Annotated in this window: 19 protein-coding genes; 5 read left to right on the forward strand and 14 right to left on the reverse strand. The window is 58.1% G+C overall.

Annotation, left to right across the window (positions count from 1 at the left end; translation table 11 throughout):
* Positions 1 to 220 precede the first annotated feature (220 nt).
* The 4 genes from PREDE_RS04115 to PREDE_RS04130 all read right to left on the reverse strand — a co-directional run bounded on the left by PREDE_RS04115 (position 221) and on the right by PREDE_RS04130 (position 4569).
* The gene (locus PREDE_RS04115) at positions 221 to 1168 is read right to left on the reverse strand and encodes a DUF6261 family protein (protein WP_015298467.1); all 948 of its coding nucleotides are present in this window, start codon (positions 1166 to 1168) and stop codon (positions 221 to 223) included.
* 474 nt (positions 1169 to 1642) lie between these two features.
* Entirely contained in the window at positions 1643 to 3220 is a 1578-nt protein-coding gene (locus PREDE_RS04120; protein WP_005844403.1) for a hypothetical protein, read from the reverse strand.
* 43 nt (positions 3221 to 3263) lie between these two features.
* Complete coding sequence (locus tag PREDE_RS04125; protein ID WP_005844405.1) at positions 3264 to 3473, reverse strand: hypothetical protein; 210 nt, start codon at positions 3471 to 3473, stop codon at positions 3264 to 3266.
* A gap of 520 nt (positions 3474 to 3993) precedes the next feature.
* Complete coding sequence (locus tag PREDE_RS04130) at positions 3994 to 4569, reverse strand: hypothetical protein (protein WP_154648437.1); 576 nt, start codon at positions 4567 to 4569, stop codon at positions 3994 to 3996.
* A 202-nt stretch (positions 4570 to 4771) separates the two neighbouring features.
* On the opposite strand from PREDE_RS04130, the gene PREDE_RS04135 reads away from it, so the two are divergent.
* Positions 4772 to 5404 (forward strand): hypothetical protein, encoded by a 633-nt coding sequence (locus PREDE_RS04135; protein ID WP_005844413.1) that lies wholly within the window; start codon positions 4772 to 4774, stop codon positions 5402 to 5404.
* 18 nt (positions 5405 to 5422) lie between these two features.
* Here the strand turns inward: PREDE_RS04135 and PREDE_RS04140 are convergent, their stop codons facing one another.
* From PREDE_RS04140 to PREDE_RS04185, 10 genes are all read right to left on the reverse strand, one after another.
* The gene (locus tag PREDE_RS04140) at positions 5423 to 7387 is read right to left on the reverse strand and encodes a heavy metal translocating P-type ATPase (protein ID WP_015298469.1); all 1965 of its coding nucleotides are present in this window, start codon (positions 7385 to 7387) and stop codon (positions 5423 to 5425) included.
* A 54-nt stretch (positions 7388 to 7441) separates the two neighbouring features.
* Complete coding sequence (locus PREDE_RS04145; protein WP_015298470.1) at positions 7442 to 7657, reverse strand: heavy-metal-associated domain-containing protein; 216 nt, start codon at positions 7655 to 7657, stop codon at positions 7442 to 7444.
* A gap of 158 nt (positions 7658 to 7815) precedes the next feature.
* The gene (locus PREDE_RS04150; RefSeq protein WP_005844419.1) at positions 7816 to 8769 is read right to left on the reverse strand and encodes a DUF4595 domain-containing protein; all 954 of its coding nucleotides are present in this window, start codon (positions 8767 to 8769) and stop codon (positions 7816 to 7818) included.
* Between the two features lie 73 nt (positions 8770 to 8842).
* Complete coding sequence (locus PREDE_RS04155) at positions 8843 to 9412, reverse strand: AraC family transcriptional regulator (protein WP_005844421.1); 570 nt, start codon at positions 9410 to 9412, stop codon at positions 8843 to 8845.
* 22 nt (positions 9413 to 9434) lie between these two features.
* A complete protein-coding gene (locus PREDE_RS04160; RefSeq protein WP_005844423.1) occupies positions 9435 to 10790 on the reverse strand; it encodes an MATE family efflux transporter in 1356 nt (451 codons plus the stop codon).
* Positions 10791 to 10804: 14 nt separating this feature from the next.
* Positions 10805 to 11884, reverse strand: coding sequence for a bifunctional methionine sulfoxide reductase B/A protein (locus PREDE_RS04165; protein WP_005844425.1), 1080 nt, complete (start codon positions 11882 to 11884; stop codon positions 10805 to 10807).
* 33 nt (positions 11885 to 11917) lie between these two features.
* Positions 11918 to 13021, reverse strand: coding sequence for a UDP-N-acetyl glucosamine 2-epimerase (locus PREDE_RS04170; protein WP_015298472.1), 1104 nt, complete (start codon positions 13019 to 13021; stop codon positions 11918 to 11920).
* Positions 13022 to 13138: 117 nt separating this feature from the next.
* On the reverse strand, positions 13139 to 14083 hold the full coding sequence (locus PREDE_RS04175; RefSeq protein WP_005844428.1) for an SPFH domain-containing protein: 945 nt from the start codon (positions 14081 to 14083) through the stop codon (positions 13139 to 13141).
* Positions 14084 to 14118: 35 nt separating this feature from the next.
* Complete coding sequence (locus tag PREDE_RS04180) at positions 14119 to 14568, reverse strand: NfeD family protein (RefSeq protein ID WP_005844430.1); 450 nt, start codon at positions 14566 to 14568, stop codon at positions 14119 to 14121.
* Between the two features lie 161 nt (positions 14569 to 14729).
* A complete protein-coding gene (locus tag PREDE_RS04185) occupies positions 14730 to 15617 on the reverse strand; it encodes a M48 family metallopeptidase (RefSeq protein WP_005844432.1) in 888 nt (295 codons plus the stop codon).
* A 658-nt stretch (positions 15618 to 16275) separates the two neighbouring features.
* On the opposite strand from PREDE_RS04185, the gene PREDE_RS04190 reads away from it, so the two are divergent.
* The 4 genes from PREDE_RS04190 to PREDE_RS04205 all read left to right on the forward strand — a co-directional run bounded on the left by PREDE_RS04190 (position 16276) and on the right by PREDE_RS04205 (position 20693).
* Complete coding sequence (locus PREDE_RS04190; RefSeq protein WP_005844435.1) at positions 16276 to 17028, forward strand: amidohydrolase; 753 nt, start codon at positions 16276 to 16278, stop codon at positions 17026 to 17028.
* Between the two features lie 178 nt (positions 17029 to 17206).
* Positions 17207 to 18814, forward strand: a complete 1608-nt coding sequence (locus PREDE_RS04195; protein WP_015298474.1) for a thiamine pyrophosphate-dependent enzyme — start codon at positions 17207 to 17209, stop codon at positions 18812 to 18814.
* The gene (locus tag PREDE_RS04200; RefSeq protein ID WP_005844441.1) at positions 18811 to 19386 is read left to right on the forward strand and encodes an indolepyruvate oxidoreductase subunit beta; all 576 of its coding nucleotides are present in this window, start codon (positions 18811 to 18813) and stop codon (positions 19384 to 19386) included. Before PREDE_RS04195 ends, PREDE_RS04200 begins: the two co-directional genes overlap by 4 nt.
* Positions 19383 to 20693 (forward strand): aminotransferase class I/II-fold pyridoxal phosphate-dependent enzyme, encoded by a 1311-nt coding sequence (locus tag PREDE_RS04205; protein WP_005844443.1) that lies wholly within the window; start codon positions 19383 to 19385, stop codon positions 20691 to 20693. The genes PREDE_RS04200 and PREDE_RS04205 overlap by 4 nt, the downstream gene beginning before the upstream one ends.
* Positions 20694 to 20719: the final 26 nt, after the last annotated feature.

Here is a 20719-nt window from a genome sequence, read left to right on the forward strand (position 1 = left end):
ATGCCCATACGCGTATGTGCCCGTTCATACAACCGTCATTAATGGGGTTGGCGAAGACAACGGGGAACAACAGATAACAACGGCAATACCGTGGCGCAGCGTTGTTTATGGTCGTTGTCTTTTGAATCCATGCGATGTGTCGTTGTCTTTTAAATCCTCATGCACCGTGGTTTGGACGGTCGGCCACACAGAGCATGTGGCCCTGCGAATGCGCCGCGGTTCATGCCTCCACTTTCTCGTACACAAAGAGGGAGCCGTTCTTGTTCTGCCCCACCCAGATGGTCCTGGGCTGGCCATCGGGCGTGGTCTGGCCCGCCACGGCAAGCTCGTAATGTCGCTTCGCACCCGTCCCCTCCGTCTTGCCCGTGAACGACAGGCTGCCGGCCGCGAGCCCCAGCTGCTGCTCCAGCGCGGCGAAACCCGGCCGCAGATGCGCCTCGTGTTCGGCACGCCGGCGGTCGCGCGCCGTCTGCGACGTGCCCGCGCGGTGGGCCAAGAGCGTGCGGCGGTTGTCCACCAGGTTGTTGTACTGCGTGATGAGCGAGGCGATGGGTGCCGAGGGCTCCAGCTCGTCCAGCGCCTCAACGCGGCGCAGCACGGCCGACAGCGCACGGTCCGTCGCGGCCCGCAGCTGCTTCACGTCGAACGCGCCGGCCGTCACGCCCGTCTTGAGCTGCGCGTGGAAGAGCTTGTCGAACACCGTGTTGTCCATCTCCAGCCGGTTCACGTACAGGTCGGCGTCGATCTTCGTCACGTGCTGTGCCACGTCGTCCGTGCCCAGGTCGGCCACGAGGTTGCGGATGAGCCCCGTCTCCTTGTCGTAGTTCGATGCCGTGACGTTGGGGTAGGCCTCCATCACGCGGTTCACGGCCTCGGCGGCGGCCAGCACGGCCGCGTCCGTGCTGTGCAGGTGTAGGGCCACGGCCAGCCGCAGGGCTTGGTACGACCTGTCGCGCCGCTCGTCGGCCTCGCGCATCTTCTGCGTGTTGGGCTCCGTTCGCGGCTGGTTCAGGGCCTTGTCCTCCTCGGCCACGGCAGTCTCGAGGGGCCCGAGCACGGCGGTGAGCTTCTCCGTCTTCGCCTCCTTGCAGAGCGTGAGCACGCGGTCGGCAAACTGATAGTGCTCCATGTTGTGGAGGCGCGAACGTTTCATTTCTTTCAATTCCATGTTTTTCGTTTTAGAGGGTTAATAAAGATTGGATACATTCAGGTATTGGCGTAGGGGAGGTTGCCACGAATATGTGTTGTTTTCATTGCCATGGATGTTTCGCCCTGGGACGACGGCCGTTTTTTCGTCGGTTTAGCGTTTCGCCTTGGGACGATGGCCGTTTTTTCGTCGGTTTAGCGTTTCGCCCCGGGACGACGGCCATTTTTTCGTCGGTTTAGCGTTTCGCCCCGGGACGACGGCCGTTTTTTCGTCGGTTTAGCGTTTCGTCCCGGGACGACGGCCGTTTTTTCGTCGATTTAGCGTTTCGCCCCGGGACGACGGCCGTTTTTCCGCCAGTTTAGCGTTTCGCCCAAGAGCGAAAGTCTGTTTTCTCCATTTTGATTTTGCACCACCAATTGGATTTGCCTACAGCGGCAGACATCAAACGACACCTGCCGCTATCATGACAAAGCACGTCCAAAAGTAGGGGGTATGTTATTCAAATGCTATGAACACATCGCCTTCCCATCGCCTTCTTGGACGCACGACCAGCGTATCCTTGGCAAAAAGCAAGGCGTAAGCATATTTGTCAGTTCCGTTTGTGGGTGTGGATGCCCAGTAGGTTCCATATTTTCCCACGGGCCACCAGTTACCTTCATCCATATTGTCGAAGGCGGGGAGATAGAAGTACTTGTCCCGATCGGCATCGGCGATGGCCGTCGTTTTGATACGATCTGACATGTCGAGATAAAAGTTCGGATGATTTATGACACGCCAGTCTTTTTCATCCCACCATTTTTCCGAGTTGAAAATGGGGATGTTGGCTCTCTTGAGGAGCCACATGCCATTCTGATAAAGGTGTCCCCATACGCACCATATCTTCGTGGCATCCCAGTGAGCGTCTCCATTGGATATATACCACATCATTTCGTTGATATTGGGGCACTGGGCGCAGAGGTTGACTGCTTGGGCCGGTGAGTTGCTGTACCAGCGAGGGTCGCCCCACGCTGTCGCAAAGCCGGTGCCAGTTTCACCGTTGACTCTGGGCTGTGTGCTCTCGTGTCCCTGCCAGTAGGTGTGGTGCGCATCCCACATCGCCCACTTCGTGTCGCTGTAATTGGGCACATCAAGGTCGGGGGCAATCTTCTTGTTCCTTCCCACGTGACAGTCAACGCTGCCATAGTTCTTCTTCACCGTACCGGTTATGTTCGTCACCTGGTCGTGTAGGGTGTATTCCACGGTGAAGTTGGTGTACGAGCCGGGAGCGACAACCATGATGGCAGCGTTCTTGCCGTATTCTGTGGCAACGGGAATCTCGAAGCCGTTGGTGCCGCCGCCCGCGAGCGTGATGGTGATACTTTTAGAGGTGGCAGTGGCGGTGGACAGCTTGAGGCCCGTGTCGTCGAAACTGTAGGTGCCGGCGAGAGGCTGGTCGGCGCTGACCTTGATTTGGGTGAGTTTTACGCTTGATGCGAATCCCGGATAGTCTGGGTCGAGATTGCTGCTGTAGCAGGGCATGAACGTGAGGTAGGATGCCTTGTGGTCGAGCGTGAAGAGGTATGAGCCGTCGCCCTGGCGGTGTGCCGTTGCCGTGCCGCAGTCGCCGTCGGTGCCGATATGCGCGCCGTCGTTGGGCGCTTGCTGCGCCTGTGCCGACTTGATGATCACCTTGTCACCCGCAGTGTTGCTGTTTCCCGTATAGCGCACGGGATAGTCCGGGGCGGTGTAGCGGTCTTCAAACCAGAACTTGGCGGTGGCCTCCTTGCCGTTCGGGGTGGGGATGGTGGAGTGGTTGCTTGCTTTCAGGGGCGAAGCGGAGGCGGTGTTGTTGATCCACAGTTGGTCGTTCGACGTCCAGTAGAATTTCACCGCCGCCCCGGTGTACTCGCCCGAGGTTCGTGTGGCGACGGCATTCACATCCTGTTCAACCATGGCAAACTCTGTCATTCCTTTCGTGTCCGGCTGCTGGCCTTGCTGTCCGGCCGGTGCCTTTTCGTCTCCGGCACAACCGGCGAGCGTGGCGGCGATGAGCAGTGATGCCGCCTTGGACAAATGCTTGGTATTCATTTTCATGTTTTCTTTTTCTGATTGTTCCGTACTTTTATTCCTTTTAGTCTTAGCTCCAAGCCCTCCAGCCGTTTGTCCCGACCTCGTCCTCGTGATCGAAGAATCTGTTCCGCTTGGCATTCAGTTCCTCGCCGTCGCCGGCATCGTTGTGCCCGCCCGAAACGGGGGAGCTGACCAGCAAGGAATATTCTACGTTCACTGGAATCACTTCGGTGAATGGCGCGAGATAAGCGCACTTCATTGTCTTTTGTCTGTCCATGTTTATAATCTTGATTTTAAATTAGGGATTTACTTCTTTTTAAGGCCTTAAAGGCTGCTTATTTCCCTTTTCGCTCAGCTGCGAAAAGGACATGAAAAGTGGGGCAAAGGAAACTCCGGGGAGTCCTTTGCCTATTGGGTTGCACGAGGTTCACCTCGCGCGCGTACGCGTGTATGTTTTAGAGAGAGGTTACGCCAGTGGCTTGAGAGAGAGAGAGAGAGAGAGAGAGAGTAGCAAATTATTTGGAACTACCAAACTATTCGACGAAAAATTTGCAGGAAAAGTTGTCTTTCCCTGTGCTGCGCACATCCCTTTGCTCTCGTTGTGGAAATGCTGCGGACGCTGATGTCTCTCTATGATGTTCAATACCAAAAACTTGGATTTGGGCGCAAAGGTAGCGATAAAAACAGAAATACGCAAGAGAAATGGCAATTATTGCGCGCTATTCTGCCCTAAAGTGTCTATTCATATACCCTTAAAACGTCTATTCATGCCCCAAACCATCAAATCGTGCTCTGCCTCAATCTTTCAGTTTCTCGAAATGGACGTTGGGGATGGCGTCGGCCCGCTCGAAGCGGGGCCAATAGCCTTCAGGTATCACCCAAGCCTTGCCGGGCTCGCGCGAGCTCTTGAACTGATAGCGGGCATTGATATATCCGTCGGTGCCATCCTTGGCCAGCACGTAGCAGTAGGCCCGGCGGCGGTAGGCAATAATCTTTCCCCGCTGCTTCACGGCAGTCTCCGTCCACGACCGCTGCGGAATGGCCACACTCACAATCTGGGCGCGGGCATAGCGTCGCGCAAAGTCCTTGCGGCAGATTTCGCGCAGACCCTCGGTATCGTCACGGAAAAGATTGACCCTGTACACAGGCATATACTTCACCCCGTCTATCTCCACCTCGTCGCTGTCGCCGCGATGATGCAACCCGAAAAAGTCGCCCACGTTCTTCCCGGCTTTCTTCATGCCCTTACGGGCCTGACCGTAAAGTTCGGTCACGCGCGACTTCACGCTCCTATTGGTGTCCTTATAGACTTGAGCTTTCGCCGGGGCTGCCAATGCGAACAGCACCACGGCCATGAGACAATTCTTTTTCATCGGCATGTTGTTCTTATCCGAAGGCAGGGCAACATCGTCCTGCCGGATATGGGGCAAAGGTAGCAATTCTATGTAGGGAGAGGTTTTCCCGTTAGCGTTTTTTATACAAAAGTATAATAAAAAACCGCTTCTCCCTCCCTGCCTCTGCCCGGGAATGCGTAATTTTGCGGCATAAGCATTTGAAGATTCAACCATACCGACGATGAGAAAAACGGCCTATATCCTCTTGGCTGCGGCTTTCTGCCCGGCCCTTGCAGCCCATGCCCAACACCTGCAACCGCTGGCCCCTGTCCCCACTTTTGCCCGGCCGGCCCTGCCCGACTCGGCCTACAGATACGGTTCGCTCCATCAGGGACTCAATGCCAGCCTTGACTTGAGCGTGTTTGCCCAGTTTGGCAAGCACGCACGCCACGGGGCCGGATTCTCCCAAAGGCTCTCGGCCACTTGGCTGCAACCCTTGGGCCGACGCGCCTGGTTGGCCGTGGGCGGATACGTGAACCATGTGAATTGGAGTGGTGACAGCTATACCACCGGCGGCCTTTACGGTGAACTGGGCTATCAGTTCAACGAACACTGGTCGGCCTACCTGTACGGACAGAAGTCGCTTGTCGACAATGGCGTGGGGAGCTACGGCTATCCCTACGGCCGCGGGCTGGACTATCTGGGTACACCTTATTTATATAATGACTTGGGCGACAGGCTGGGGGCTGCCGTGCGATGGACGCCCAACCCCAGCTTCTCGCTCCAACTCTCGGTGGAAAGGAACTGGTTTCCCTCCTACCACGTCGGCTATGCCGACCGATACAAGTACAACTACCCCACCCCACAACAGTAAGCGGAGCCACAACACGGCTCAATCCATCAGCTTGAGCCGCAAACTGTTGAGCACCACACTCACACTCGACAGGGCCATCAAGGCCGAGGCCCACATGGGTGTAATCTGGAAGTCGATGCCGAAGATGTGCAATATACCGGCCGCCAGCGGAATGCACACGATGTTGTAGACGAAAGCCCAAAACAGATTTTCCCATATCATGCGCACCGTCTTGTGGCTCAGCGTCACGGCTTCGGGAATGGCCCGCAGGTCATCCGTCATCAATGTCACCTGTGCCACGTCCATCGCGACGTCGGTGCCCTTGCCCATGGCGATGCTCACATCGGCCAAGGCCAAGGCCTGTGTGTCGTTGATGCCGTCGCCCACCATGGCCACCCGCTTGCCGTCGGCCTGCAACCGCCGCACTAGATTCTCCTTGTCCCGTGGCAGCACCTTGCTCCGATAGTGGGCAATGCCGGCTTGCCGGGCCCAGTAGCGGGCCGCCTCTTCCTTGTCCCCGCTCATCATATAGACCTCGATGCCGCGTTTCTGCAAGGCCTGCATGGCCTCGCGGGCATGCGGTTTCAGCGTTTCGCGCTGCTCCATAGGCAGTGCATCGGCTTGTGTGAAGTCCACATTCTGATTGGGAATCGTGAGCGTACCCGTCTTGTCGGTCACCAGCACGTCCACCCGTCGCAGGTTCTCCAATGCCGTGGCATCCTTGATGAGCACTTGCTTTTGGGCGGCTTTGCCAATGCCCACCATGAGAGCCGTGGGCGTGGCCAGGCCCATGGCGCATGGACAAGCCACCACAAGCACGGCCACCGCACTGAGAATGGCCTGGGGCAGGGCCGCCGTACCGCCAATGGCCCACCACGCAAGAAAGGTCAGCACCGCAATACCCGCCACTACGGGCACGAATACCAAGGCGGCCCGATCCACGATTCGCTGCACGGGAGCCTTACTGCCCTGTGCCTCCTGCACCATGCGGATGATGTGGGCCAAAGCCGTATGCTCGCCGACTTGGCTGGCACGCATGCGGAATTTGCCCTGGCTGGGGATGGTGCCGGCCAGCACCCGCGTACCCGCTTTCTTCTCGGCGGGTGTAGGCTCACCGGTAATCATGCTCTCGTCCACGTAGGCAGCATCGCCTTTCATGAACGAGGCGGCCCAGGTAACCTCGCCGTCCACGGGCACCTTTTCGCCCGGCCGCACCTCCAGCAGGTCGCCCACCTCTATAGCCGAAACCGGAACATCCTCGCCATCGACCACAGACTGCGGCTCCGCTTCGCCCTTTCCAGCGGAGGGGACGGGGGAGGCCACAATTCTCGCCGTCTTGGGAGCCATGCCCATGAGCTGGCGAATGCTGCTGGCCGTGCCGTCCTTGGCCTTCTCTTCGAGCAGACGGCCGGTGAGAACGAAAGTAATAATCATCACGCTGGCATCGAAATAGGTGTGCCACACGATGCCCCGGCTCCCCCATACCACGTTTCCCCAAAACGTGTTGAACGCGCTGAATGCAAAGCTGATGCCCGTAGACAGGGCCACCAGCGTGTCCATATTGGCCGTGCCGTGGCGCAACTGCCGCCAGGCCGACACGTAGAACGTCCGACCGCAATACAGCATATTGGCCAGTGCAAGCAGCAGACTGACCTGGTTGGCCATGCTGCGGCTGCCCACAGAGAGCCAATCCATGGAGATGCACATCACCAAAAGAGCGGCCAACCACGACACGACGGTCTTGCGACGCAGCAGCACATACTCACGCTTCTGTATTTCTTCGGCCGAGCGGTCTTGTTCTATCACGAGATCGTAGCCGATGGCATTGATCTCTTTTTTCATGGTTTCGAGCGAGATGCGTGCCGGATCGAAATCCACAAGGGCAGTACGGCCGGGCAGGTTGACCGAGGCACTGGCTATGCCCTCCAGCTCGTTGAGCCTACGCTCCACGTTGGCCGAACAGGCCGAACAGGCCATGCCGATGACAGGAATGGTTTGTTTCATATCCAATCAAATTTTTTCCAGTCCCCTATCCCTTAGGAAAGGGAAGCCGGGCAACTACAAACTCAGTTCGTATCGGCCGCTGGCGGCCACGCTCTCTTTCATCCAGGCTGGGCTGACCTGCCCCTCGTCATAAGTCACGGTGACGCTCTTGTCTGCCAGACTGCCCTCCACAGCGCTCACTCCCGGCAGCGATTTGAGAGCGTTCTCCACCTTGGCCAGGCAATGTTCACACTTCATTCCACTTACTGCAAATGTCTTTGTTTCCATCATGATGTCTGTTTTTAACGATTTGAAAATGGCAAGGAACTGCCATATTACCATTCACCCTGCAAAGGTACGGCCTTTACAGGGTGAGTCTGTTACGGAATTCTGGATGTTCGTTACAAGTTTCCATCCTCCTTTCTTAAGGAGGACAAACGGCGGGGAGGCTATTTCAGCACTTTGCGCACGGTACCATCAGCCGAGCGGATGATGTTCAGGCCCTTGCCCGTGCTCGTCCGGCGCACGCCGTCGGCACGATAATAGCTGTCTGTGCCCGTACCGTTATTATTGTGTACAGATATGCCCGTAGCATTTTCCCACTCGAAACTTATTGTCTCATTTTCCTCAGGGCCGGTTTGAACAGCACTGACAACTTCGCCCTTTGCATTTTTAGTATAGGCTAATTCAAAGTCATCCCTGGGATCCCAATCATAGGAATGGCTCACGTGTTCCGTGTATTTCACGCTGCGCATGGCATACTTCACCGGCTCTCCATAGCTGTCTTCCAGCAGTTGCCCATACGGCAGGATGGCCTCATAGTCCAGCACATGCAAGAAAGGATTGGTTATTGCAATGATGTAGGGGTTGGTCACGGAGGTGTCGTAGGTGAAGTTCATCTCACCAACAAGCACGCCCTCCCGATAGGTCTTGATATTGGACGGACACCCGTCGGCCCATGTCACTTCATGAATATTGATGTTTTTCCCAGACCCCGCAAGCGTTTCCACCTTCACCAACTGGTTGTCGGCATTATAAGTAAAGTTGAGTGTGTACGTACTTTTGGGCAAACCGCTTTCGTCATCATTCATCACGACGGTCTCTTTCACGATTTTTCCATCCTTGAGTATACTGGTACGCGAGTCAGTATCCATGAGGCTTCCCTCACTATAACGCTGCACAATCTTGTTCATGCTATAGGCATAGGTGTTGGTGCGAAACTCCACTCCCTCTTCTGCATCCTCTGAACTGTACACATCTCTGACGACTCTGCCGAGCGCATCATATTCAAACTTGAGAGACTGTTGCTGGGCTGTAAACCTCAACAACCTGGGGCTGCGCTGTGCCAAGGCACTCCCAGCCAACAGCAGCATGGCTGCAAACACTAAAATTCTTCTTTTCATCTTGTGATTTTATGGTTTAATATTCATCGTTTTCCCTTGCGGGGCATGCTGGCTCACGGCCTATGGACACAGATTAAATGGTGTCGAGGCCTTTCCGGCCCTGCCGCCTCAGCGTCTTGAACTGCGACGGTGTCATGCCCGTGACACTCTTGAACTGGCTCGACAGATAGGCCACACTGGAGTAGTTCATTTGTAGGGCTATCTCGGTGAGCGTCTTCTCGTCGTAGGTCAGCAACTCTTTCACCCGCTCGATACGCTGCTCTATATAGTAACGCTCGATGGTTTTCGAGGTGTATTCGGAGAACAGTTTGGAGAGTGTGGAGTAATCTTGATGGAGTTCCTGCTGCAAGAAGCCCGAGAGATTGAGCGACGTCTGGTTGTCGAGATAGTGCACCAGCTTGATGATGCCGGCCTTGATCTGCTCAATGGTCTGCAAGCGGCGGTTATCGAGCAGCCCGAATCCCAGAGCCTCCAACCCCTCACGCAGCTGGGCCAACTGGCTCTCGCCGGGCACTCCGGCCACACGAACCACGCCCAAATCCACCTCGACGGGTTCCAGCCCCACTTGGCGCAACGTCTTGTCCACTGCCATCTTGCAGCGGTCGCACACCATGTTCTTGACGTATAAAGTTGTTTCTGACATACCTTGATGCTTTAACAGGTTTTCAGGCCGCCCTCATCGGGGTGGCGCGCAACTCCCGGAAGAATCCCCACACGATGGGAACGGTGAGCAAGAGGGCCAGCACATCGCTCCACGCTTGGCACATTTCCACCCCCAGCAGACCGAAATAGCGGGGGAGCACTACCACCAGAGGCACGAAAAACAGTCCCTGGCGGGCGGCGGCCAGCAGGTTGGCACGCCACGGTTTGCGGCAAGTCTGCATGAGCATGTTGCTGCAAATGCCAAACGCATTGACGGGCCACGTGATGAGTTGCAGACGCAGAGCCTTCACGCCTATGGCTATCACGGCCGGGTCGTTGCGGAAGATGCCGATGGAACTCCCGCTGAACAGCATGAACGCCACGGACACAACCACCAGAAAAGCCGTGCCCAGCTTCACCGTGAACCAGAAGCCTTGGCGCAGACGCGGGTAGAGACCGGCCCCATAACAGAAGCCGCAGAAAGGCTGAAAGCCCTGGCCCAGGCCGATGACCACCGACATGACGAGCATGGAAATGCGGCCCACGATGCTCATGGCCGCAATGGCGGCATCGCCGTAACGGCCGGAGGCCACGTTGAGAGCCCACGTGGCCACGGCTCCCAATCCCTGCCGACTGAGCGACGGGCTGCCGCCAAAGAAGATCTCCTTGAGCAAGGCGGGCGACGGACTGAAGCTGCGCAGACGGATGGGAATGTTCTCGCCACGATAAGTCATATAGAGCAAAATGGCGAAGCTCACCACCTGCCCCACCACCGTGGCCAGGGCCGCGCCGTCAACACCCATGTCCAGCCCAAAGATGAAGAGCGGGTCGAGCCCTACGTTGAGCACAGCACCAGTGACAATGCCCACCATGGCCAACGAGGCGTTGCCCTGAAAGCGCATCTGGTTGTTGAGCGTGAGCGAACTCGTGAGAAACGGCGCACCGAGGAGCACGATGCCCATGTAGCGTTCGGTATAGGGCAGGATGGTGGGCGTGGAGCCAAGCCACCGGCTGAGCGGCGTGAGCCACAACTCACCCAGCGCCAGGATGACCACCCCCGTCAGGAACGACCAACAGAAGCCCGTGGCCGCCATGCGTGCAGCCGTATCGTGCCGACGCGCCCCCAGTTCGCGTGAAATAAAATTGCCCGAACCGTGTCCAAAGAAGAAACCGAACGACTGAATGACAAACATCATGCTGAACACAATGCCCACGGCGGCCGTGGACTGCGTGTTGATATGGCCGACAAAGAAGGTGTCGGCCATGTTGTAAAGGTTCGTCACCAACATGGAGACGATGGTGGGGACGGCCATCGTGATGATGACACGGTGGATAGGCGCCGAGGTGAGAAAGGTGTAATTGTCAGTATGTCCGTGCATGGAGCAACGTCGGTTTAGCGATTGGCCTTGCGCGCATACTCGAAGAGCGCCTTGGGCAGATGGCAGTAACCGTTGGGGTTCTTGTCGAGATAATCCTGATGATAGGTCTCGGCGGCATAGAAATTCTTCAGCGGTTTCACCTCCACGACGATGGGACGGCCCACCTTTTGCTGCTGCCGCGCCATGACCCTACGGATAACAGGCAGGTCGCTTTCGTCGGTATAGTAGATGCCCGTGCGGTACTGTGTGCCGCGGTCGTGGCCCTGCTGGTTGAGGCTGGTTGGGTCGATGGCCAGAAAATAGAGGTCGAGCAGCTTCTCAAGCCCTATGCTGGCGGCATCATAGCGCAGGTGCACCGTCTCGGCAAACTGCGTCTTGTCAGTGCACACCTCCTCGTATGTGGGGTTGGCGGTGATGCCGTTGGCATAGCCCACCTCGGTCTCTGCCACGCCTTTCACTTGTTTGAAATAGTGCTCAGTGCCCCAGAAGCAGCCACCGGCAAGATAAATTTCTTTCATCGTTTTCTGTTTTTTGCCCAACAATTTCAGGTAGGCTCCATAGCCTTCGGCCTCCATCTGCGCCTCGGGCACGAAGCGCAGCGAAGCACTGTTGATGCAGTAGCGCGTACCTCCACGCTCGGCAGGGCCGTCGTCGAACACGTGGCCCAGATGGGCTCCACCCAACTTGCTGCGTACCTCGGTACGCACCATGCCGTGCGAACGGTCGGTGACGGTCTCGAGCAGACCATCGTCTATGGGGCGGGAGAAAGCCGGCCAGCCGCATCCCGAATCGTACTTGTCGGTCGAGACAAAGAGCGGTTGGCCCGTGGTGACGTCCACATAGATGCCCGGCCGGAACTCATGGTCGTAGGCATTGGCAAAGGGACGCTCGGTGGCTGCGTGCTGCGTCACCTCGTATTGCTCCGGGGTAAGCGTCCGGCGAAGCTGGGCTTCGCTGGGTTTGACATACTGATGGGTGTCGTTGATTTCCATACGCGGCGTTGTATTATGGCCGTTCTTCTTGGTCTGCCCGTTGACGTGGCAGGCCGAGAACAGTAGCGGCAAGGCTAAAAGTCCAAAAATACTCGTTCTCATGTTATCCTTCTTGGGTTAAAAATGATTCGTGGCTTAGGTCTGAACACCGCTTTCGGCCAAGATACGGACGATGCGCTCGGCACTGCGGCCGTCCCAGCGGTCGGGAATGCCAGCCGTCTTCCACTCGCCCCGCACCATGCGGCCCACGGCATCCGACAGCTGTGCGGCATCCTCGCCCACGAGCACATTGGTGCCCACCTTGACGGTTTCGATGTGCTCGGTGTAGCTGTTGAGCGTGATGCACGGCACTTGATTGAACGTGGCCTCCTCGGCCACGTTGCCCGAGTCGGTGACAATACCCATGGCATGGGTCGTGAGCCAGCAAAATTCGAGGTAGCCCAGCGGGTCGATAAGCTTGATATGGCTGCCACCCGTCTTGGGCAGACAGGCCTCGACAGCCTCGCGCGCCGGCCCGCGCAGCGGAGCCACGACGGGCACACCGTCGGCCCGGGCGTCGAGCGCGCGCACCATCTCGCGCAGGTTGTCGGCATCGTGGATGAGGGCCTTGCGGTTGAGGGTGAAGACGATGTAGCGGCCCTCCTTGAGTCCCAGCTCGTCGCAGACGGTGGGGCGAACGAGCCGTCCGTGATTGAAACGCAGGTTGTCGATGAGCACATTGCCCACCATGAACACGCGCGAGAGCTCCGCTCCCTCGCGGTTGGCAATGGAATTGTTGCTGATGCCGGCCGTGAAAAGCATGTCGGACAAGCCGTCGATGACCAGTCGGTTGATTTCCTTGGGCATCGAAATGTCGAAACTGCGGGTGCCGGCAGCGATATGTGCCAGGCGAATGCCCTGCTTCTTGGTCACGATGGACACGGCCATCGTGGAGGCCAGGTCGTCTACAACGACCACCACGTCGGCCGGCTGCTGCTGCAAATAACGCTCGAAGGCAGCCATGACCCGGCCCGTCAGCTCGTTGAGATTGGAGCAAGTGACACCCAGAAACACGTCGGGGCGGCGTATCCGGAGGTCGTCGAAGAGCGTGCCGTCGAGTGTCGCATCGTCGGCTGCGCCGGTATAGACCAGCTGATAACGGATTTGCCGGCCCCGGGACTCAGCCGTCTCCATCGCTCTGATGACCGGAGCCACCTTGATCAAGTTGGGGCGAGCCCCACAAACTATGCAAATATTCATGGATTTTCGACTTATAACTCTTGCAAAAGTAATAAAAAAAAGAATGACTGCCAATAGATTTACAGTCATTCTTTCCACAGAAATTGCTCTTCGGACGGGCGCAAAGACCCGCGGCCGCTACTTGAACAACTCCTTGATTCCGCCCAGACTGCCCATCAGGTTGCTGGCTTCGTAGGGCAGGAAGACGGTCTTGTTCTTGTCGCCCGTGGCCAATTCCTGCATCATGCGGATGTATTTCTGGGCAAGGAGGTAGTTGGCGGGATTGGTTGACTGCCCCACCGCCTCGGTAATCTTCCCTATGGCAACGGCTTCGGCCTCGGCTTTGCGGATACGTGCCTGGGCTTCGCCCTCGGCGCGAAGGATGGCCTGCTGCTTGTCGGCCTCGGCACGGTTGATGGTTGCGGTCTTGTCGCCCTCGGATTGCAGAATCTGCGACTGCTTGTGGCCCTCCGAAGTCAGAATCGTGGCCCGCTTGTCGCGCTCGGCCTGCATCTGTTTTTCCATGGCCTGGAGCACGCTTTTGGGAGGAATAATGTCCTGCAGCTCCACACGGTTCACCTTGATGCCCCACTTGTTGGTCGCATCGTCGAGCACGCCGCGCAGTTTATTGTTGATGGTATCGCGCGAGGTGAGCGTCTGATCCAGCTCCATCTCGCCAATGATATTGCGCAGCGTGGTCTGCGTGAGCTTCTCAATGGCGTTGGGCAAGTTGCTAATCTCATAGACAGCCTTGAACGGATCGACGATCTGGAAGTAGAGCAGGGCGTTGATTTGCATCTGAATGTTGTCCTTGGTAATCACGTTTTGCTTGTCGAAATCGTACACCTGCTCCCGCAAATCAATGGAGTTGCTATAGGTGTAACGCCCTTGAACAAGGGTGATGATGGTCTTGGGCCGGTCGATAAACGGGATGATGATATTGATACCCGGCTTGAGGGTAGCATAGTACTTGCCGAGCCGCTCGATGATCTTGGTCTCGCTCTGGGGGATGATGACCAGCGACATCTTGGCAAAAAGAAGCACAAGGACGATGAGTCCTATCAAAACATAGGTTCCAATCATGATATTTAAAGTTAAGATAATGGTTTGTCAGTGGTTCAGAGCCGTTCCACGGAGAGGATGATGCTGTCGCGCGCCACGACCCTCACCCGGTCTCCGCTGACCGCAGCGCCGGTATAGGCGTCCATGCGCGCCTGCCACATGTCACCGTCTATCTTCACATAGCCGGTGGAACGCTCCGGAATGTCTTCCACCACAATGCCTTCGCGCCCGATGAGGGCGTCGGCATTGCTCGCCTGCTCCCTGTCGCTGCTGTGCAGATAACGCACGACAAAAGGACGCACGCCGAGCACACTGCCGGCCGAAAAGACGATGAAAGCCAGGACCTGAACCCAGAACGGCGCGGCAAACAACGACACCACGACGGCGCAAGCCGCGCCAATGGCGAAACACATAATATAGAATGTACCCGAGGAAACCTCCAGGATGAGGGCCAGAACACTAATCAGCGTCCACACCAGCCACAGGTTATGCGTAAGGTAGTCCATCGTGATTTTGATGTTTGATATGAGTCTTTTCGCTTACAAATATAGGCAAAAAAATAATGGCAGCAAGGATTTGCCGCCATTATTTTGCGAATATGCAGCCGAAAAGCCCCGATGACGCTTCCGGCAGATGCGTCTTGTCCGACGACCGGCTCCCCGCCGGCTTATCTTCTTTTCCGGGTGGCCTTGCGCGTCGGAGCCGGGCGTTTGGCAGTCGTCGTGACCGTCTTGGCCCCGCTGGCGGCGTAATATTTCTCGGCCTCGGGGAGCCAACCCCGAATGTTGGCAATGCGCTTGGCGTCGCTGGGATGGTCGCTCATGAAGTCGGAAGTCTTGCCACCCGAGCCCGCCGACATACGCTGCCAGAACGAGACGGCGTTCTGCGGGTCGTAGCCGGCCATAGCAGCAAAGATGAGTCCCATGTAGTCGGCCTCGGTCTCATTGTCGCGCGAATACTTGAGATTGCGGAACGAGAACACGCCGCTGGCCACTTGCGAGGCAATGTCGCCCACGCCGCTGCCCACTACACCGTTGAGCACGGCACCGCCAATGGAGGTCAGCGCGCCCTGATTCTGCTTCTTGGTGAGCTGTTCGGCACTGTGCTTGGCCACGGCATGGGCTATTTCGTGTCCCAGCACCACGGCCAGCGAGGCCTCGTTCTGCGTGTAAGGCAGCAGTCCCTCATAGACCACGATCTTGCCTCCGGGCATGCAGAAGGCGTTGGCCTGGTTGTCTTGCACGAGGTTGAACTCCCACTGGAAGTTCTTCAGCTCGCCCGCGTAGCCGTTGTTGCGCAGGTAAGTCTCCACGGCCGAGGCCAGTTTCCGGCCCACGCGCGTCACCATGGCCGTGTTGGCCGCATTGGAAGACCGCTTGGCCGAGGCCATAAACTTGGTGTATTCCGCGTTGCTGAGACTCAGAATCTGGGCATCGGAATAGCTGCCCGAGATGCGATGGGTGCGCCCCGTCAGGGGAACCTTGGAGGCTGTGCCGCAGCCAGCCAGCAGTGTGGCGGCCAGAAACACCGTCAGAAAAAGCTTCATACTTCTCATTCTCTTCTTGAATTTGATTTTTATAACTGTCTTTCCGAACTTCCGTACTGGGTTGCAAAGGTACGGATTAATCCGTAGAGCAGACCGCTCGAGGCCGCATCTTTTGCTTTTTTTTAATCTGCACCAGGGGCAAACCGGGGTTACACCTATTATTATATATAGGAGGAGACTGCCGCCCCGACCGCCCTGCCGCAACGGGCGGAATACGGGCTGTTCAATCGATTGCACAAGGAAAAGGCCGTTTCGTGCCCTCTTTTGCGGCGGCCACACGGATTTTCTGCCTATCTTTGCAGCGGACTCAAAGCCAAGGGCAACAACCGCGGCCTGTGGGTTCCGGTCAGTAGAAAAAAAAGTGTAAGAGCAGAAGCCGACAGGCCCGCGAGGCCTCGAAGCATACCATTTACCAAATGGTTGTTAGATTTGATGATTGGTTTAACAAGAAAGAAAGTTAAGATTAGATTGTTTTAGGTTGAAAAGGCGGCAGACTGTCTTCGGACGGTCTGCCGCCCTTGTTTTGTCGGAGCGGCGGCGGTCATAGCCGCAAATGGAGGCAAGGCGACGCCGATGTAACACGAATGTAAAAAGGAGAAACATTTCTTGTTAAACCGAAGATTATTTCGTACTTTTGCTTTCAATATGTAAAACAAGAGCGAACAAGATGAAAATAACGCTGCTCCAAACCGATATAGCATGGGCCCAACCCACTGCCAACCACAAGACTATAGCCGCCTTGCTCGACGCCAACGCCGGGGCCGACCTCTACGTGCTGCCCGAAATGTTCTCCACGGGCTTTGCCACAGCCCCCCGGGGCATAGCCGAGGCCCACGGACAGAGCCTGGCATGGATGCAGGGCGAGGCCCGCAAGCGCGGCTGTGCACTGGCCGGCAGCGTGGCCACCGAGGAGCAGGGGCGGTATTACAACCGCTTCTACTTTGTGTTTCCCGACGGCAGCGAGCGTCACTACGACAAGCGGCACCTCTTCACCTACGGCGGCGAAGACCGGCAGTTCACGGCCGGGCGGGAGCGCGTGGTGGTGGAATATGCCGGATTCAGAATCCTGCTGCAAGTGTGCTACGACCTGCGTTTCCCCGTCTTCAGCCGCAACCGCAAGGACTACGACCTCGCGCTCTACGTGGCCAGCTGGCCCACCGCTCGCCTGTCGGCCTGGACCACGCTGCTCCACGCCCGCGCCATCGAAAACCAATGCTACGTGGCCGGCGTGGACCGCACGGGCAACGACCCCGCATGCAGCTACAGCGGCGGCACGGAACTGATAGACCCTTACGGCAACACCATCGCCGCATGCAGGCGCGGGCAGGTGGACGTGGTGACGGCAGATCTCGACATAGAGCCGCTGAAAGCCTTTCGCAGCAAGTTCCCCGTGCTGGACGACGCCGACCCGTTGCCCTGAAGCCGCTGCGCCACAACGCCGTAATCGCCGCGCCGTCACGGCGTAATCGCAACGCCAAAACGCCGTAATCGCGAGGCCAAAACGGTGCAATCGCAAGGCCGTTACACCGTCATCGCGACACCGGCGGGCCGCACACCACCCCATCCAACCCCAGAAAACCCATTTGAACACGAATAACATGACAGAAAAGAAACTGCTGCTCGGCGACGAAGCCATCGCTCTGGGTGCCATCCACGCCGGTCTCTCGGGTGTCTATGCCTATCCGGGCACGCCCTCGACAGAGATTACAGAGTTTATCCAGAACGACCCGACGGCCGCGCAGCGCGGCATACGCAGCCGATGGTGCACCAATGAAAAGACGGCCATGGAGGCCGCACTGGGCATGTCGTATGCCGGCAAGCGCGCCCTGGTGTGCATGAAACACGTGGGCCTGAACGTCTGTGCCGATGCCTTTGTCAACTCAGCCATCACGGGAGTGAACGGCGGCATCGTGGTGCTCGTGGCCGACGACCCCTCGATGCACTCGTCGCAGAACGAGCAAGACAGCCGCTTCTATGGCAAGTTTGCCATGATTCCCATCTTCGAGCCGAGCAACCAGCAGGAGTGTTTCGACATTCCAAAGCTGGCGTTCCGCACGTCGGAGGCCCTGAAACTGCCCGTGCTGGTGCGCATTGTGACGCGTCTGGCCCACTCGCGCGCCTCGGTGACCATCGGCAGCGAACTGAAAGCGCCCAACGCGCTCCGCCCCGACGAGGGCAAGCACTGGGTGCTGCTGCCCGCCATCGCCCGCAGGAACTACGCCGGCCTCATTGCCAAACAGCCCGAATTGCTGCGCCTCTCGGAGGAGGGCGGCCGCAACCAGCTGGAGCTGCAAGAGGGCAAGGGCGTGGGCGTGATAGCCTGTGGCATTGCCTACAACTATGTGAAGGAGGCCGGGGCCACGGGCGTGTCGGCCATTCTGAAACTGAACCAGTACCCCCTGCCCGAGAAGCTGATTGCAGAACTGGCCGCCATGAGCGACCGAATGCTCGTGGTGGAAGACGGGCAGCCCTTTGTCGAAGAGAGCCTCAAAGCCCTGCTGGGCAAGGATTACAAGGTTTGCGGCCGCCTCACGGGCGACCTGCCGCGCACCGGCGAGCTCACCCCCGACAACGTGGGCAAGGCACTTGGCCAGACCATCGACATGCCGTTCGCCCCCATCGACGACGTGGTGGGGCGTCCGCCGGCCCTTTGCCAAGGCTGCGGCCACCGCGACGTGTACACCGCCCTGAACGAGGTGGCGGCCGAATACGAGGGAGCACGCATCTTCGGCGACATCGGTTGCTACACGCTGGGCGCGCTGCCCCCGTTCCAGTCCATCGCCAGCTGCGTGGACATGGGGGCCAGCATCACCATGGCCAAGGGCGCGGCCGACGCCGGACTGTTCCCCGCCATTGCCGTCATCGGCGACTCCACCTTCACCCACAGCGGCATGACGGGCCTACTCGATGCCGTGAACGACAGGGCCAACATCACGGTCGTCATCTCCGACAACCTCACGACGGCCATGACCGGAGGGCAGGATTCGGCCGGAACCAACAAGTTCGAGGCCATCTGCCTGGGGCTGGGCGTGGAGCCGGAACATGTGCGCGTGGTGACGCCGCTGGCCAAGAACATGCCGGAAATCACGCAGACGCTGCGCGAAGAATTCGAGTATCAGGGCGTCAGTGTCATCATCCCACGCCGAGAATGCGTGCAGACACTGAGCCGCAAAGCACGTAAGAACAAAGCTGAAAAGAAGTCATGAGAAAGAACATTATCCTGTCGGGCGTGGGCGGACAAGGCATCCTCTCCATCGCTACAGTCATTGGCGAGGCCGCCACGGCGGCCAGCCTCCATCTGAAACAGGCCGAGGTGCACGGCATGAGCCAGCGCGGCGGCGACGTGCAGAGCAACCTGCGGCTGAGCACCGAGGAGATATACAGCGACCTGATACCGCAGGGACAGGCCGACATCATCATCGCCATGGAGCCCATGGAGGCCCTGCGCTACGTGCCGTTCCTGAACAAGGACGGATGGGTGATTACCTCGTCGGAGCCCCTCGTCAACATTCCCAACTACCCGGACGCGCAGCGCGTGGCCGACGCTCTGCGGCGTTTGCCCCACGTCAAGGCCCTGCCCATCAACAGCATGGCCAGGGAACACCACATGCCCAAGAGCGCCAACATGCTCCTGCTGGGCATGGCAGCCGACACGATCGGCATACTTTCGCCCGAGCAACTACGGGCCGCCATCGGCCGTATCTTTGCCGCCAAGGGCGCGCGCGTGGTGGAAGACAACTACAAGGCCTTTGATTTGGGATTAAAAGAAGAGCGATGAAGATATTCAGTGAACAGTTGGTCAACGAGGCTTGCGCACAGTCGCACGTGGCCAACCTCTCGCATGCCACCATCGGCGAGACGCTTCTGGTGGCCCAGTATCTGGAACAAAAGACGGGCATCCCCTTTGTACGCATGGACCAAGGGTCGCCGGGACTGCCCGCCAACCACTACGGCATAGAGGCCGAAAAGCGTGCGCTCGACCGCGGGGTGGGCAGCCAATATCCGCCGGCCGCCGGGGTGAGAGAGCTGAAAGAGGCCGCCCACGAGTTTGTGAAAGCCTTTGTCAACGTGGACGTGAGCGCACGCAGCTGCGTGCCCACCACGGGCAGCGTGGCCGGGAGCTTCGGCGCTTTCATCGCCACCACCCAGCGCATTCCGGGCAAGGACAAGGTGCTGTTCATCGATCCGGGCTTCCCCATCCAGAAGTCGCAGCTCCGCGTGCTGGGCATCAAGTGGAAAGAGTTCGACATTTATCCCTACCGCGGCGAGAAGTTGAAAGCCAAGCTCGAAGACGAACTCAAAGACGGCGACGTGGCGGCCATCGTCTACTCCAATCCCAACAACCCGGCATGGATATGCCTGGAGGAGCCCGAGCTGCAAGTGATAGGCGAGCTGGCCACCAAATACGACGCCGTGGTGCTGGAGGATCTGGCCTACTTCTGCATGGATTACCGGCGCGACCTGGGCCATCCCTACCGGCCGCCCTACGTGCCCACCGTGGCCCGATACACGGAAAACTACGTGCTGATGCTCTCGTCGAGCAAGATATTCAGCTACGCCGGCCAGCGCATGGCGCTGGTTTGCATCAGCGACGCCCTGTTCGACAAGCACTATCCCGCCCTGCAGCAACGCTACCATGACGCGGGGGTGTTCGGCAGCACGTTCATCGCCGAGATACTCTACATGATGACCAGCGGCTGCACCGCCTCCACGCAGTACGGCTATGCCGAGATGCTGCGACTGAGTTGCGAGGGCAAAATCAACTTCGTGGAAGACACGCGCGAGTACGAACGGCGGGCCAACAAGATGAAGGAGATATTCTGTCGGCACGGTTTCCGCGTGGTCTATGACCGCGACGTGACACGCGAAGTGGGCGACGGCTTCTTCTTCACGCTGGGCTATCCCGGACTCACGGGCGGTCAGCTGGCCAAGGAATTGATGTATTACGGTGTGAGTAGCATCTCTCTCGACACCACCGGCAGCCGTCAGGAGGGTGTGCGAGCCTGTACCAGCCGCATGCGCGACGAGCTCTATACTGTGCTCGACGACCGCATGCGCCAGTTCCACGACGACCATCAGCTGTAGCCTACTACCTTAATTACCTATTATGT

The organism is Prevotella dentalis DSM 3688 (assembly GCF_000242335.1).
GTDB lineage: Bacteria > Bacteroidota > Bacteroidia > Bacteroidales > Bacteroidaceae > Prevotella > Prevotella seregens.

Bases quoted from the DNA above. Each gene is read 5' to 3' on its own strand.
- PREDE_RS04155 (WP_005844421.1), bottom strand. From the start codon at position 9,412: ATGTCAGAAACAACTTTATACGTCAAGAACATGGTGTGCGACCGCTGC.
- PREDE_RS04195 (WP_015298474.1), top strand. From the start codon at position 17,207: ATGACAGAAAAGAAACTGCTGCTCGGCGACGAAGCCATCGCTCTGGGT.
- PREDE_RS04185 (WP_005844432.1), bottom strand. From the start codon at position 15,617: ATGAGAAGTATGAAGCTTTTTCTGACGGTGTTTCTGGCCGCCACACTG.
- PREDE_RS04165 (WP_005844425.1), bottom strand. From the start codon at position 11,884: ATGAGAACGAGTATTTTTGGACTTTTAGCCTTGCCGCTACTGTTCTCG.
- PREDE_RS04125 (WP_005844405.1), bottom strand. From the start codon at position 3,473: ATGGACAGACAAAAGACAATGAAGTGCGCTTATCTCGCGCCATTCACC.
- PREDE_RS04135 (WP_005844413.1), top strand. From the start codon at position 4,772: ATGAGAAAAACGGCCTATATCCTCTTGGCTGCGGCTTTCTGCCCGGCC.
- PREDE_RS04180 (WP_005844430.1), bottom strand. From the start codon at position 14,568: ATGGACTACCTTACGCATAACCTGTGGCTGGTGTGGACGCTGATTAGT.
- PREDE_RS04150 (WP_005844419.1), bottom strand. From the start codon at position 8,769: ATGAAAAGAAGAATTTTAGTGTTTGCAGCCATGCTGCTGTTGGCTGGG.
- PREDE_RS04205 (WP_005844443.1), top strand. From the start codon at position 19,383: ATGAAGATATTCAGTGAACAGTTGGTCAACGAGGCTTGCGCACAGTCG.
- PREDE_RS04140 (WP_015298469.1), bottom strand. From the start codon at position 7,387: ATGAAACAAACCATTCCTGTCATCGGCATGGCCTGTTCGGCCTGTTCG.
- PREDE_RS04130 (WP_154648437.1), bottom strand. From the start codon at position 4,569: ATGAAAAAGAATTGTCTCATGGCCGTGGTGCTGTTCGCATTGGCAGCC.
- PREDE_RS04160 (WP_005844423.1), bottom strand. From the start codon at position 10,790: ATGCACGGACATACTGACAATTACACCTTTCTCACCTCGGCGCCTATC.
- PREDE_RS04170 (WP_015298472.1), bottom strand. From the start codon at position 13,021: ATGAATATTTGCATAGTTTGTGGGGCTCGCCCCAACTTGATCAAGGTG.
- PREDE_RS04145 (WP_015298470.1), bottom strand. From the start codon at position 7,657: ATGATGGAAACAAAGACATTTGCAGTAAGTGGAATGAAGTGTGAACAT.
- PREDE_RS04115 (WP_015298467.1), bottom strand. From the start codon at position 1,168: ATGGAATTGAAAGAAATGAAACGTTCGCGCCTCCACAACATGGAGCAC.
- PREDE_RS04175 (WP_005844428.1), bottom strand. From the start codon at position 14,083: ATGATTGGAACCTATGTTTTGATAGGACTCATCGTCCTTGTGCTTCTT.
- PREDE_RS04120 (WP_005844403.1), bottom strand. From the start codon at position 3,220: ATGAAAATGAATACCAAGCATTTGTCCAAGGCGGCATCACTGCTCATC.
- PREDE_RS04190 (WP_005844435.1), top strand. From the start codon at position 16,276: ATGAAAATAACGCTGCTCCAAACCGATATAGCATGGGCCCAACCCACT.
- PREDE_RS04200 (WP_005844441.1), top strand. From the start codon at position 18,811: ATGAGAAAGAACATTATCCTGTCGGGCGTGGGCGGACAAGGCATCCTC.